The following is a 13,602-nucleotide window of genomic DNA, read 5'->3' as shown; positions in this document are numbered from 1 at the left end:
TTGATAACTTATATTATAGCTGATAGCGGTACCGATTAATATCAAACTGGGGTGAGCTTATAACATTCATAATATATCGAAATTAATATTAAAAAAGCAGCGAGAAATCATACTCTCTCACTGCTTCCTTAATTAATGTGCCAAGTAACTCAATGGCTTATCAACATTAACCTTTGTTCCTTGGTATTTTTTATTAATCCATTGTTGAATTTGTTTGTTGTGGTAAAGCTTAACAAGCTTCTTATACTCGGTATTATCGCGACTCTTCTTAGCTGTCGCTATCACATTGATATTATCCTTCGTACTCTGGTCAACTTTTTCATGGTAAATGGAATCCTTCAAGACATTCAAATGCCCAGTTAACGCAATCGTATTACCAATCAATACTAAGTCTGTTGACTTCAACACTCGTGGCCCGGTTGTATCGTCAATTTCTTTGAATTGCAAGTTCTTAGGATTTGATGCAATGTCATTAGTACCGCTTGTCGCCCCGAAATTAGCCTTTAGCTTAATCAAGCCAGCACTTTGCAACAATAATAAACCACGCGCTGTGTTTGCCGGGTTATTTGCAATCGCTACTGTTGCCCCATCAGGAATATCTTTAATACTCTTGTACTTATCTGAGTAAAGACCCATTGGCTCCAAATAGGTGGTTCCTAAGGCTGCAAGCTGGGCCTTTTTATTTTCCTTATTATATGCTTGGAGGTAAGACCATGACTGGAAGGCATTTACGTCTACTTCACCACTCGCTGTTGCCCGGTTTAAGGCAACCGGGTCAGTAAAACTCTTGACCTTAATCTTCACGCCAGCATCTTTAGCCTGCTTGCTATCAGCAATATGTTGCCAAATCTGCACATCCGGCCCAATCGTCCCCAGAGTAATCTCATCTTTTTTCGCAAATCCTCCGTTAGCGCCCACACTAAGCCCTGCGCCAAGTAAGATGACGACAATAATTCCAATAATCCACCATTTAGTATGCTTTTTCTTTCTCATTTTAAAACTCCTCTCACTTTTGCTTTCGCTATCTTCTAATAACTAGTCACATCAGCTAACAGGATTCGACATGTCTTTACTCGCGAGAAATCGTTAGCGTGCTTTTACTTAGTCAACCACGTGGCGTTCAAATGGTTTATCTGAAATTCCTTCGTCCAAGATCTTCTTTGACCATTCCTTAGCGGAGAACAATGAGTGGTCACGATAATTACCACAAGATTCAATCGTTGTTCCTTGAACATCTTCCCACTTTGTCTTGTAGGCAATTTCTTCAAGCGAAGACTTCAAAGCCTTGGCGACTTCAGTGGTCGAATGTTCGCCCCAAGTAATTAAGTGAAAACCAGTCCGGCAACCAAATGGCGAGCAATCAATCACCCCGTCTAAACGATCACGGAGCAAGCCCGCTAATAAGTGTTCAATGGTATGCAAGCCCGCTGTTGGAATGGCATTCTCATTTGGTTGAACCAATCGCAAGTCATAGTTACTAATCTTGTCGCCCTTAGGACCTTCTTCAACGGTAATTAAGCGAACATAAGGTGCCTTTACCTTGGTATGATCTAATGTAAAACTTTCAACTTTAGCCATAATAAAATCTCCCTTTCTATTTCGATGAGGATAGTCTAGATATTAAAAAAAGCCCCAGAAACAACAAATCGTCATTTCCAGGGACGTCTAATAATCATTAACGTGATACCACCCTAATTCAACCCTATCTCACAATAGGATCCGCATGAAGTACTCAACTGAATACTCCAGCACGGTAACGGGTGCTAATCGCCTGTCGCTCATAATAAACACTCACGACAACGGACTGCTCCAAGACCATCTTCATCATCATCCGCAATACCGGTTCTCATCAAGTCCAGTTCTCTGTAAAAGCATTAAATGATTACTCATCTTTTCTAAGCATTTTCTAATTTAATTGTCATTATAATACCGTCATCCTTATTAATTGTCAACACCTATTTCAAATTTTATTTTGCATATAACATCCGTAAGGTTTTGGTATCATTTTTGGTAATTCCATTCTTAATATTGCGTGGAATCATCACACTGTGCTCATACTCTGGGGCATGAGCAAGGCCAAGTGCATGCCCTAATTCGTGTTGGGCAACCTCACTCCTAAATTCCTTATTCGTATAATCCAGTTGGTTAGGATCAAGAGTCGACGTTGCCTTGTGTAAAGTGTTGGTCGTTGGATCATATTCTGTCCGGGTTGATCCCAGTTCTGAGGTAGTATAGCCAACATTATTATTACCAGTATTATTTCGTGCCAAATCACCGTCAGCAGCAATAATATTGGCCTTTTCCTCATCTTTAGTCCAGCGAATTTGAACAGCCTTAGTCTTGTTCCACTTTTTGACCGCATCACGAAAAGCCCACTTTAGCTTCGGGTCAGTAGTTTCCATGTAGATCGTTATCTTCTTCTTTTTCCACCGAATACCCTCTAATGGTGTCGGCGTGTTATGAGGGATGGCAAGACGGTCTGCATTCGGGCGCTGGGAAGCACCTGAAAATTGAAAGTCATTATCACTGGTTGAATCCGGGCTAAAAAAGGACGACTGGAATGATCCAGCATTTGGATCCGCGTTATCAGCGTAAATCCGCGCACCACCAAGGATAACCATCCCCGCAACTAGTATTGTTAAAATGAATCGACGCACCTAATCACCCCCGTAATCAGTGAGATTGCTAAACGCTAATCCTACATTAATTTAAAAATTTAATATTTATCAGCACCTTTTCCTGCCAAAAACCAACAATTCGTCGTTGGCTAAGATAACCAATAAGGGTGCCTACATTAAAGGCGTAAATCATGTGATTCTTCAAGGAACATAATAAAATAATAATCACCGGTAACACGATATTAAAATACTTTGTAAATTTCACATTTACCCGGCGCTTCAAAAACACCGTTAGCTTGTCATGCGGGTGATAACAGCAATCGCATTGTTGGTATAAAGCATAACCGGCAAAGGCAATTATTAATCCTAAGATGTCGAAGCTAAAGCGCCACGACAGATGACTGGTATCAATTCCCCATAATCGCCATAAATTTGCAAAAAGCTGCATTAAAATACTATACGGGATTAAAAAGATCATCTCCCAGCCAAACTCTTGGGGCACAAATGCTCCGACTAGTAAAATATTAAGCCCGATAACAAACAATCCTTCCGTAAAGATTGTTTCCGTCATATTCCAATTCATCATTTGCATAATATTAACAATTGACGCTGGCCACGGCATGCTTCCTAAGTTCGTTACAATCGTCAATGAGTGCCCAATTGAATTCAAGATAATCGCCAGCGCTAAAAAGCCATACCGACGCATTTAAATCATCCCGCTTACTTCTCATATTCTATTCTCGTATTTTAGCACGCTCGCGTTAATTTTGTCCTAATCTTGCTCTGATTTTTTGTAAGTATAATAAAGACCCAGCACATTGGGGAATCAATATCCTGAGTCAAACTAACTTGTATTAAATTATTCGCGTGCAAAACCATCCATAATAATGTAAGACTTAATCGCCTCACGCTTATCCATTGCTTCGTAGGCTTCTTGAATGTTATCAAGACTAAAGCTCTTCGTAAAAACCTTACCAGGATTAATCTTACCATCTAAAACGGCCTTTAATAGCTCTTTCTTATCATAAGTAGTAACGGAAGCCGGACCACCAGCAACAATTGTGTTCTTGTAGAACGGCGCTGCCATGTCTTGTTTTGGCGTATGTGGTAAACCAACCCGGCCAATGATTGCACCAGGGCGACCAACCTTCATTGCCGTATCAGTTGATTGTTCAGTCCCAACACATTCAAGAACTGCGTCTGCACCAGCGCCATTAGTCAAGGCCATGATTTGCTTAACAGCTTCGTCACCCCGTTCAGCAACATTATCAGTTGCGCCAAATTCTTTTGCCAGTGCTTGACGGTCAGCGTGACGACTAGTTGAGATAATCTTCTTAGCACCCCGCATCTTAGCAGCAATAATTGCACAAAGACCAACCGCACCGTCACCCATTACAACGACCGTATCACCGGCACCAACATTAGCAACGCGAGCGGCATGGTAACCAGTAGCCATTACATCAGCCAGGGTCAATAATGATTTGAGCATTCCCTCGCTGTAATCTTCTGGCTTACCAGGAACCTTGACCAATGCCCATTGACCGTGTTGGAACCGGATATACTGGGCTTGCACGCCAGAGCTAAAATTATCGCTGTGGCTTTGGCATGAGCCATCAAAACCTGCAAGGCAAGCAGCACAGTGACCGCAGCCATGGGTAAATGGTGCAATTACAAAGTCCCCTGGTTGAACGGTAGTAATATCATCACCAACTTCTTCCACAATCCCAATCGCTTCGTGACCGGAATTTTCAGAATCTTTTTCAACCGGATTGATTCCCCGGAAGTTCCATAGGTCTGATCCACAGACACAAGTTCGGACAACTTTAATAATCACATCGTCTGGCTGTTGAATAGTCGGTCGATCGACATCGACAACCTTCATCTGACCTGCTGTTGCAAAAATTGCTTTCTTCATTGAAACGACCTCCTTTTATTAACTTGTTATATTTTAAACCACAATTTTTATAAAGGGAAATACTTATCCTCAATCCTCTGCCATTCATTTTATGCATATTACCGGGTAACCAAGTTAACGAATACATTTCAGTTATTGTATTATAATTGAAATAAATAAATATTTTTATTGAATCGGTGTTGAAAAAAAAAAAAAAAAGGTAATATGAAGGTGATAAATAAAATTAAATAAATTTATTTAAAAGAAACAAATTTATTTCCCTGATCTCACCCCATAGGTCAGCTTGCCGTGGACTTAATAGCTAACCCCCTTTAGCTATTTTTTCATTGCGTTTTATTTATCATTTTCTTTGAAAGGAGCGGACAATTAGGTTTCTTCTCGTGCCTTATTTAATGATCTTTTTCAGCACACAGCAGCTTATCTAATTTAACCCCATAGCTACTTTTCTTCCTTTATCACATTTGTAGTTTAGCTCCTGTGTTTCTGAACAGGTCACCGAACAATGGCGATACTCTTTTTGTGTTTCTCCTATTTCTGTAGAAACACCATTGCTTATTCCTAAATAGAATATTCATTAATACACAGTTACAAAGCAATCTCTATTTAGATATTCTTATATTTAAGCTTTCTAATTTTAAAAGCAATCTCAACGTCTTTTATCAGCGCTGAGATTGCTTTTTCTTTTATTAACAGAGAAGATTAGTCTTCTTTCTTTGCTTCATTCATTGCCTTCATAATTGAAGGATTCTTTGAATGACAGTCCTTAATCATTTGAATGTCTTCTTCGCTTAATTCTACAGTGTATTTAGCCATGATTCTCCCTCACTTTGCTTAAAAATTACACCTTTACTATATCACATCATCCGTGTTAGCGCCTGCTTATTTAGTAATTCCAATCATTACTCCCCCGGCAACTACTAAGATCACACCGGCGATAATAAATCGGACTTCTTTTGGTGTTTTGGCTTCGTGAAGAATCCACAATCCTCCGAGGGTCGAAATAACAACATTCAATTGGGAAATGGTATAACCCACAGCAACCCCATTAATCTCATTGGAAAAAATTATCCCAAGGTTAGCGATTGCAAAACATACCCCGGTTGCTAGGTTTTGCCAGGTCTTCTTCGCAAACAATTGGCTATCATGCTCAAATGAACAAAGAACGATCATTGCGATAAAAATAGCAATTGCTTGTGGAAAGACAACATCCCAACCGCTAAGGTGAAATGCTGTTGGAAATGAAGCGTAGGCCACAAAGCCAATCGATGAAATAAGAAGGTAGAGCATCCCCTTCTTAAAGTCACTACCCTTGTCGCTTTCTTCTTGATAAGCGGTCAATGCAATTCCCACAACAATTAAAATCAATGCCCCAATTCCTAAGAGCCATTGGTTTGCTGCTGTCCATTCATGAAAACAAATTGCACCAACAAGGGCCGTCCCGACAAGCTGCTCACCGACCGAAACCGGCATTGTCATTGATACACCCACTAGCGAGAAACTCTTGACTTGCAGGATAATTCCAATACAAAAGCCGACACCACTCAACGCTGCGCCTAACCATAGCGCTGGTGTTAAGACCGGTTGCTTAATAAAGTAAACGCCAATTCCGACTAGCAGGGTGACAATCGCCATCCCCATTACCTTATTAGTATACTTTCCACCAATCAGTTGCATACAGATAACCTGAAAACCGAGCCCAAACGCCGGTATCAGGGCAATTAAAATATCAATAAGCGACATCGTAACCTACTCCCCTTATAATAAAACCTATTACAACATTATTTTCCCTCTCTTCTCTTAACTACTCTTATATTTACTATATCATATTTTTTATATTTACAAGCGCTTTCTTTCAAGGCAGATTAAGTTCAAAACCCATATGCTTAGCGTCAATTTTATCTTCAATATAGATTGTGCCCCGTTTAATAAAGCCAATTTCTTCCCCGATTTTCTGCACGGGAATATTTTTGTAATGGGTATCATAACGAAAATTACGCACACCCTGGAGGTAGCCTACTGTAAGCAAATTAGAAAAAATAAACCGGCCCAGGCTTTGACCGCTCTTGGTCGGTAATACGGCTACCCGGTGAATAATCGCGTAAGGCTCTTGTGGCCGCGCCCATTGTCCTTCCTCAATCTCATCATAATTTTGCTCCGGCGTTAGTTGTAAAGCAGCGGTTCCAACAATCTTCTGACCATCTAATAATACCCAGCTATAACCGCTTTCGATATCATTCTTTATCGTTTCAGTAAACGGGTGACCGTCTTGCCACTGCGGATTGCCGTTCTTTTTCAGTTGTGCCCGCGCTTCTTCAATAATTATCATTACCTCATCAAGGTCACTTAGCGTTGCGCGCCGTAAGTAAATCGCCATTATATTCCCTCCTTTTCTAAAAAAGCAGCCTGCTTCCGTCTGACCGTGAAACAAGCTGCTAGTGAACTGCGTATCGTTATTTTATCATGATTGATTTAGAAAATACGCAAGTTAAGGTAAGCTTTAACTCTTTTACTTTCTCTTGTACTTTTTTACAAAAATTTTTCGTTGATTATTGAAATAATATTCTTAGATGATACCGCATTCAATCAGCGAGGTAATGATAAATGATTAATAAATATACTGTTACGTCCAGTGGAATTAAGGAAAGTAACCTACCGCTAAATACCGTCGAATTGGTTCTAATGATTCAACCAACCGCCACAGAAATTAAACAGGTGTGTCATTGCTTTGACCTCAGCCCCTTCTCTTTTCAATATTGCTCTTCCCCAGAGGAGGTCTCCCGCTTTCACCACACTGCTAGTGACGTTTTAGAAAATCCATCAATTTTAGTGATCTATGACTTTATCGCTTCACGTCACAAAATCGAAAGCCAACTCTCCCCATCACTAGTTATTTTTGATGCCCGTCACCTAATTATCTGTACTGACAGCGAAAAAACGGTTAGGGAGATACTGCAAAAAGGCGCTAATAGTCTCTCAATGATTTTGATTAACTATATTGTTGCCTGCCAAAAAGTCTTAATGGCTACGCTACACGGGTATAAACAGGAAATTGACCGTTTAGACAAGTTGGCAAGAAGCGGTTTTAATAACCAGGCTTTACGTGACTTAACGACATTAACCCGGCGGCTAGTCTTTTTTGAGCATACAATGAATGATCAGGCGACGACAATCGCTGCCTTTCTCAAAGATGATTGCTGCTGGGACTTCCCCTTAGAGCAGCAACTCGAACTAGCGGTGCAGCAACGACGATTGACTAAAACTATCCACATTTTTCGTGACCTATTAACATCCATCAGTGACCTTTTCACCGCGATGATGGATAACCACCTAAATAGCTTAATGAAATTTCTGGATTCTGCCGGGCTTATCATCGCTATTGCAGCATTAGTGACTGGTTTTATGGGGATGAATGTTGGCGGCTTACCGTGGAAGGATAGTTTTTATGGCTTCTGGCTAACGCTAGGGATTGCCCTAGTTCTCTCCCTTATCGCCGCCTTTTTTCTCCGTCGCAAGCAGTATACAAAATGACTACCGCGTTTCATACTTATGATTGTATTCATACGCTAATGCCGGTTCCTTGCCAAAACGCTGGAAATTATTCAATGCAGCAATTTGTTCCATTTCAATATCACTTAACGAGAAGTCGTTAAGGGCGATGTTTTGCTGAATATGCTGTGGGGTGACCGCTTTAGGAATAAAGGCGATACCGCTTTGCAAGTGCCAGCGTAAGATCACCTGGGCAACCGACTTACCATGTTCTGCGGCAATCTTTTCTAGTACAGGGTCCGTAAGAATTTTACCGCGACCAAGAGGGCTCCAAGCCTGGGTAACGATATTATGCTGACGATTAAACTTAATTAATGGCGCTTGGTTTAGTAAGGGATGACGCTCAACCTGGTCAACAACCGGCATTTCATTTGCCTGCGTTGCCAAATATTGCAGGTGGATCAGTGGATAGTTGCTGACACCAATTGACCGCGTTAATCCCATCTTTTTTAGCTCTTCTAACGCCCGCCACGATTCAAAAAAGTATTTTTCCGTGGGCCAGTGAATTAATAATAGGTTTACGTAGTCTAATTTTAGTTTACGAAGCGATTCCTTAACCGAGGCAATCGCTTTTTCATAACTTTCGTTAGCTTCGGCAATTTTAGTCGTCACAAAATATTCATCACGGGGTACATTAAGCCGTTGTAGAGCTTCCCCGACTTCGGCCTCATTATCATATAGCTGCGCCGTATCAAATAACCGAAAACCAGCTTGATATGCGTCACTAATTGCCCGATTCATCGTTTCTTGACCATGGACCTTGTAAAGGCCAAAACCTTCTTGGGGCATTTTTTGACCATCCGCAAGGGTTATTAACGCTGACTTGCCATTTATCATTTTTGTCTACCTCCATAAAATTATAAAAGCCCAGAAACGAATTCTGAGCTTCAAATATCACTTTACCTTATTACTTAACTGTTCCACCTTCATTATCGGCTTCACCACTAGCCCATACCTTCGTTGCATAAATTGAATTAAACAAGAGGGCTGCTTGTAGGGCAATTTGTGATAAGTCGCCACCAAATGTTCCAATATGAACACCCATTTGGAAGCGAATTGCTAAGATAATCCAGTAGATAATATTGGCCGTATTAACCCAGATCCACAATGACCAGTTTTCTTGGTATTTAAGGATATAAAGCAACTGGGCAATAAAGCTTACGACCAAGTTAAACGAATCGAAGTAAGGAAGCTGACCATTGAATAGGCCAATAAAGTACCAGCCGATAAAGTAGGCAACTACTACCCCGGCAAATACCCACCGGCGAACGCGTGGACTAAAGCGCTTAGTAGCATCGTCGTGACCCCACATAAACCAGCCAATTGGTTGTGAGATCACATAGAAAATGTCCATCACGAAAGTTCCCCAAGTATGACTCTGCCATGCAATATAAGTCATCGCAACACACTGGATGAACCCAAAGATAAACGTAACTTTTCGTCCTTTCATCCCGTAGACAAGGGCTAAAGTTCCAAAGACCCCGGAGAGCATTCCAATCCAGCTATCCGGCGCAATTAAATATACCCCGACTTGTAACAAGATTAAAATTGTGACGTAAATTACCTCAAATCGTTTCCATTTACTGAACAATTGGGTAAAAAGCCAGCCATGATTGCTTGTAGTATTTGTCATGTTAGTCCTCCTCCAAACTATGATCACTCAAGATATCAAGCGCTAATTTCAATGAAGCAGTTTCACCCTGCGCCATTAAATCATCACCATTGACAAGGTCATTTACTCCCGCAGCAAGGTCACCTTCATAAAGAACAACATTATTTAAGATCGACAATGTTTCCATTCCGCGTTGACGGCCAATTGTCATCAACGCTCCTGATTCCATATCAGCACCCACGATTCCCTTGCTTGACCAAAATGCTTCATTTTTTGCATTATCATCCATATAAAAACCATCATGGGACCGAATAATGCCATAGACGGCTTGCGGCGCATACTTATGAGCAAGCGCCATTAATTTGAACGATGGGACCGCGGGATAAATACCGGGAACATATTTCTGCGTTAAGCCATCGTCTCTTACGACTCCTTCACCAATAATTAATTCACCCAAGCCAATTCCGCTTTGCATCGCCCCAGCTGAACCAACACGAATAACCTTATTTACATTTACATTATGAAGTTCTTCTACGCCAATTCCTGCTGATGGAGCGCCAATCCCCGTTGACATAATCAATATCCGCTTACCCTTATATGTACCGATAACAGATTTATATTCCCGATTAAAGGCCCACTCTTGCACTTCATCAAGCAATTTTGCAGCTTTATCAACCCTTGCAGGATCGCCTACAATTACCGCACTATCAGTGTTTATCGCCGTAGTTAATTGAGTATGTGGTTGTTGCTCTTCTGTCATAATCGTTAATCCTCCGTTTCGATAATTTGTTGTAAGGTCTGATGATCAGTAATTTTAATTATTGAACGTTCAATTTTTATTACATTAATATCAGCCAACCGTTTTAACACGCGGTTAATATTACGGTATGAAGTATCAACCTCGTAGGAAATCCGTTCACGGGTAATCGGTGTCTTCTTATCATCACAATGCAACAAGAATAATCCAATCTGCTGCATTGCCGAATACATGCTATATCTTTCCATTCGGTTTGTTAGGTGGTAAATCTGCTCTGACAGGTTATTAATTAACCGATTTGCAAAGCGATGATCTTTTTGCGACCACTCCACAAAGTCCTGATTACGAATAACAAGAACGGTAATTGGTGAGATATTAATGATTGATGCACAATAAGGACGGTTAATGATCGCCTCCTGTTCACCAAGAAACATCCCCGCATCATAAACATCCAAGACAACTTGCTTTCCACTAGGTGAGTTTAAAAATACCTTTACTTGCCCCTTAACTAAAAGATAAGTGTGTTGGTAGGTCTCTCCCTGATGGAGCATAAACTGTTTACTTTCAAAGTGTTTTACCTGCATCCGTTCGATAATATTCAATGGTGCCGTTTTGACTAATTCTTGCACGCGTTTATCTGCATTAATTGCTGTATACACTTTGTTAATATCCAAGAGTATCATCCTCACTCTTTATAATTATTATATTAGTTAGCGCTTACATTTTACTACGCCACCTGTCCTTTAATATACCCGAAAATCATCTGTTTTGTTCACTAAAAATTGTTTTTCGGGACATTTGTCCTTAAGTTGACAATTTACGCCGAACCACTAAATATAGATAACAAAAATACCCCCATAGTTAAACGAAGACATCTAACTATGGGGGTATTTTTAACTTTATTATCCTATGACCGAGATTTAATCATTCGCTGTACGCAATGACGCATTTCATTAATATCGAGGACTCCCTGGGCAAATCCCTTTTTAATTAATTCATCAGGGACATATTGATCATACTTGTCGAAAACCGGTACTTCATTTTCAAAGACCAGGTCAAGCGGATCAAAATCTTTCGCTGCTTCTTCAGCAATTATTTGATAGAATTCATCTTCGCTTGCGTCCATTGAAAATTCCATATAGTAGGGTCGCACCGAATTAAAACCACGTAATCCTAATCGCGGAGCACACTTTAAGCGTAACAACCGCTCTAATGCCAGAAAAGAATAGGTTCCGGTCCACGGAAAGAGACACCACATCTTACCGCCAAGGTTAATTAGCGGTTTGTTAAACATTCCTGCAACCCGCGCAGTTTCTCGTGCTTCACGCAAACGGGCCGAAGCATTCACCATTAAGTAAGGATATTGCTTGTCTTCAGCTAATACTTTTTGCATTCGCTCTAAAATTCGCGGATGAATATCACCAGCGACATCACCAAAATAAGCAGGAATCCGGCCTTTAACTTCATGACAATATACTTGGTGACGTTGTCGATCAATATCCTCAACTACCCAGACCCGACCGGCAATCGCAATCTTATCACCAACCGGTGGCGGCTTTACGATCGTGCCCAGCTCTTCTGAACCAGCGTGAACGCTAAATTCTTCATTTTCTTGAAAAACCGCGTAAAACTTAAAATTATTAACTACTCGTTCTCCCGCTAAGCCTACTATCAAGCCACCATTTTCGGTTTGCTGAAGGTGGTCAATTTCTATTAGGTGCCGCAGTAAAATTCGATAATCTTCCTGCGTAATATTTTGAAAATATGATAATGGCAAAACACGGGAGGCTAATTCAGCCGGTGTCATCTCACCGTTAGAAGCAAGGGTACTCATCGTTTGATGGTATAGCAAGCTATATGGCAAGCGACCAGTTCGTGGTGGCTCAACAAAACGTTCTTCAAGGTATAGCTGAACCAGCGCAATCCCCTGAATTAACGGCCACGGAATAAATTCTGGCAACATTGCCCGTGATTCCGGATGTTCTTCACGCATTACAAACCACATCTCAGGTGGATCACCACGACGACCAGTTCTCCCCATTCGTTGGAGAAAACCAGAAACCGTAAAGGGTGCATCAATCTGAAATGCCCGTTCTAGTCGACCAATATCAATCCCCAATTCTAAAGTTGCCGTCGCACAGGTCGTCATTAACGAATTATCATCCCGCATCGCTTCTTCAGCCGTTTGCCGAAAAGCAGTGGAAAGGTTACCGTGGTGAATCATAAAACGATCGGGTTCATGATTAGCTTCACAATAAGCCCGGAGTGACTGACATACTGCCTCACATTCTTCACGACTATTAGTAAATACTAAGCACTTTTTCCCTCGCGTATGTTCAAAAACATAAGCTAATCCCGGATCAGCCATTGTGGGTGCTTTATCAGTTGCCGCTGCTAAAACGGGCTGGGCATCCCGCTCTTGAGCGTCATCACCGGCCTGAACCGGATCCTTGTAAAAGTGTTCCATTGATAATCGCCAAACTTCATGGGTATCAGCAATTTTAGGAATAATGGTACCCTTATCAGTTCCGGCGGCTAAAAATTGTCCGGCTGCACGCGGATCGCCAATTGTCGCCGAGAGACCGATTCGCCGTGGATGGCAACCAGCTAATTTTGCGAGCCGTTCTATTAAGCAAAAGGTTTGTCCCCCACGGTCACCCCGCAGCATTGAGTGGATCTCATCAATAACAATAAATCGCAAATCACCAAAGAGGTTAGGAATATCCATATGTTTATTTAACAGTAAAGACTCTAATGATTCAGGAGTAATTTGTAAAACACCTGATGGATGACGAAGTAATTTTCTCTTCTGTGACTGCGCAACATCGCCGTGCCAACGCCATACTGGAATGCCCGGTTCATGACATAAGTCGCTTAGCCGTTGATATTGATCATTAATTAATGCTTTTAGCGGTGCAATATATAAGCAACCAACCGAAGCAGGCGGCTCTTCACTCATCAATGTCAAAATTGGAAAAAAGGCTGCCTCAGTCTTCCCTGATGCAGTCGGCGCTGACAGTAATACATTGTCATCCCTATTAAAAATTACATCTCCTGCAGCCTGTTGAATTGCCCGCAGGCTCTGCCACCCTTGACTATAAATATAGTCCTGAATAAAGGGCGCATATCGCGAAAACACATCCATCAATTTCAC

The 13,602-nt window shown here is 41.2% G+C and carries 13 protein-coding genes and 1 other annotated feature; of the genes, 1 reads left to right on the top strand and 12 read right to left on the bottom strand.

Translation table 11 applies throughout. From position 1 onward, the window contains the following. Positions 1–132 precede the first annotated feature (132 nt). The 7 genes from H5S39_RS06925 to H5S39_RS06895 form a co-directional block, all read right to left on the bottom strand. Complete coding sequence (locus tag H5S39_RS06925; protein WP_182596356.1) at positions 133–993, bottom strand: MetQ/NlpA family ABC transporter substrate-binding protein; 861 nt, start codon at positions 991–993, stop codon at positions 133–135. A 108-nt stretch (positions 994–1,101) separates the two neighbouring features. Then, positions 1,102–1,578 (bottom strand): S-ribosylhomocysteine lyase, encoded by a 477-nt coding sequence (locus tag H5S39_RS06920; protein WP_020843316.1) that lies wholly within the window; start codon positions 1,576–1,578, stop codon positions 1,102–1,104. A 76-nt stretch (positions 1,579–1,654) separates the two neighbouring features. Then, positions 1,655–1,907: a binding site (T-box leader), on the bottom strand. Between the two features lie 60 nt (positions 1,908–1,967). Beyond that, entirely contained in the window at positions 1,968–2,657 is a 690-nt protein-coding gene (locus H5S39_RS06915; protein ID WP_182596355.1) for a matrixin family metalloprotease, read from the bottom strand. A gap of 46 nt (positions 2,658–2,703) precedes the next feature. Further along, a complete protein-coding gene (locus tag H5S39_RS06910) occupies positions 2,704–3,324 on the bottom strand; it encodes a DUF6198 family protein (RefSeq protein ID WP_182596354.1) in 621 nt (206 codons plus the stop codon). Between the two features lie 153 nt (positions 3,325–3,477). After that, positions 3,478–4,533, bottom strand: a complete 1,056-nt coding sequence (locus tag H5S39_RS06905) for a zinc-dependent alcohol dehydrogenase family protein (protein WP_182596353.1) — start codon at positions 4,531–4,533, stop codon at positions 3,478–3,480. Positions 4,534–5,412: 879 nt separating this feature from the next. Then, entirely contained in the window at positions 5,413–6,273 is an 861-nt protein-coding gene (locus H5S39_RS06900) for a GRP family sugar transporter (RefSeq protein ID WP_182596352.1), read from the bottom strand. Between the two features lie 112 nt (positions 6,274–6,385). Further along, on the bottom strand, positions 6,386–6,907 hold the full coding sequence (locus H5S39_RS06895) for a GNAT family N-acetyltransferase (protein WP_182596351.1): 522 nt from the start codon (positions 6,905–6,907) through the stop codon (positions 6,386–6,388). 227 nt (positions 6,908–7,134) lie between these two features. On the opposite strand from H5S39_RS06895, the gene H5S39_RS06890 reads away from it, so the two are divergent. Continuing rightward, a complete protein-coding gene (locus tag H5S39_RS06890) occupies positions 7,135–8,061 on the top strand; it encodes a magnesium transporter CorA family protein (RefSeq protein WP_182596350.1) in 927 nt (308 codons plus the stop codon). Here the strand turns inward: H5S39_RS06890 and H5S39_RS06885 are convergent, their stop codons facing one another. The 5 genes from H5S39_RS06885 to H5S39_RS06865 form a co-directional block, all read right to left on the bottom strand. Beyond that, on the bottom strand, positions 8,062–8,913 hold the full coding sequence (locus tag H5S39_RS06885) for an aldo/keto reductase (RefSeq protein WP_182596380.1): 852 nt from the start codon (positions 8,911–8,913) through the stop codon (positions 8,062–8,064). 73 nt (positions 8,914–8,986) lie between these two features. Next, positions 8,987–9,712: a nicotinamide riboside transporter PnuC gene (pnuC, locus tag H5S39_RS06880; RefSeq protein ID WP_182596349.1), complete on the bottom strand. Its 726-nt coding sequence runs from the start codon at positions 9,710–9,712 to the stop codon at positions 8,987–8,989. A gap of 1 nt (position 9,713) precedes the next feature. Next, positions 9,714–10,451 (bottom strand): nucleoside phosphorylase, encoded by a 738-nt coding sequence (locus tag H5S39_RS06875; protein WP_182596348.1) that lies wholly within the window; start codon positions 10,449–10,451, stop codon positions 9,714–9,716. 5 nt (positions 10,452–10,456) lie between these two features. Next, positions 10,457–11,131 carry a Crp/Fnr family transcriptional regulator gene (locus H5S39_RS06870; protein ID WP_231832868.1) on the bottom strand — a complete coding sequence of 225 codons (675 nt, stop codon included), beginning with the start codon at positions 11,129–11,131 and terminating at the stop codon, positions 10,457–10,459. A 224-nt stretch (positions 11,132–11,355) separates the two neighbouring features. Then, positions 11,356–13,593: a DEAD/DEAH box helicase gene (locus tag H5S39_RS06865; protein WP_182596346.1), complete on the bottom strand. Its 2,238-nt coding sequence runs from the start codon at positions 13,591–13,593 to the stop codon at positions 11,356–11,358. Positions 13,594–13,602 lie beyond the last annotated feature (9 nt).

Origin of the sequence: Limosilactobacillus rudii (genome assembly GCF_014145455.1) — a bacterium.
GTDB lineage: Bacteria > Bacillota > Bacilli > Lactobacillales > Lactobacillaceae > Limosilactobacillus > Limosilactobacillus rudii.
The sequence above is the reverse complement of the archived record's forward strand: the minus strand, read 5'-3'. Positions and strand labels throughout refer to the sequence as shown.

Coding starts and splice junctions, on each gene's coding strand:
- H5S39_RS06905 (WP_182596353.1), bottom strand. CDS start 4,533: ATGAAGAAAGCAATTTTTGCAACAGCAGGTCAGATGAAGGTTGTCGAT.
- H5S39_RS06890 (WP_182596350.1), top strand. CDS start 7,135: ATGATTAATAAATATACTGTTACGTCCAGTGGAATTAAGGAAAGTAAC.
- H5S39_RS06910 (WP_182596354.1), bottom strand. CDS start 3,324: ATGCGTCGGTATGGCTTTTTAGCGCTGGCGATTATCTTGAATTCAATT.
- H5S39_RS06900 (WP_182596352.1), bottom strand. CDS start 6,273: ATGTCGCTTATTGATATTTTAATTGCCCTGATACCGGCGTTTGGGCTC.
- pnuC (WP_182596349.1), bottom strand. CDS start 9,712: ATGACAAATACTACAAGCAATCATGGCTGGCTTTTTACCCAATTGTTC.
- H5S39_RS06920 (WP_020843316.1), bottom strand. CDS start 1,578: ATGGCTAAAGTTGAAAGTTTTACATTAGATCATACCAAGGTAAAGGCA.
- H5S39_RS06865 (WP_182596346.1), bottom strand. CDS start 13,593: ATGGATGTGTTTTCGCGATATGCGCCCTTTATTCAGGACTATATTTAT.
- H5S39_RS06870 (WP_231832868.1), bottom strand. CDS start 11,131: ATGATACTCTTGGATATTAACAAAGTGTATACAGCAATTAATGCAGAT.
- H5S39_RS06895 (WP_182596351.1), bottom strand. CDS start 6,907: ATGGCGATTTACTTACGGCGCGCAACGCTAAGTGACCTTGATGAGGTA.
- H5S39_RS06875 (WP_182596348.1), bottom strand. CDS start 10,451: ATGACAGAAGAGCAACAACCACATACTCAATTAACTACGGCGATAAAC.
- H5S39_RS06925 (WP_182596356.1), bottom strand. CDS start 993: ATGAGAAAGAAAAAGCATACTAAATGGTGGATTATTGGAATTATTGTC.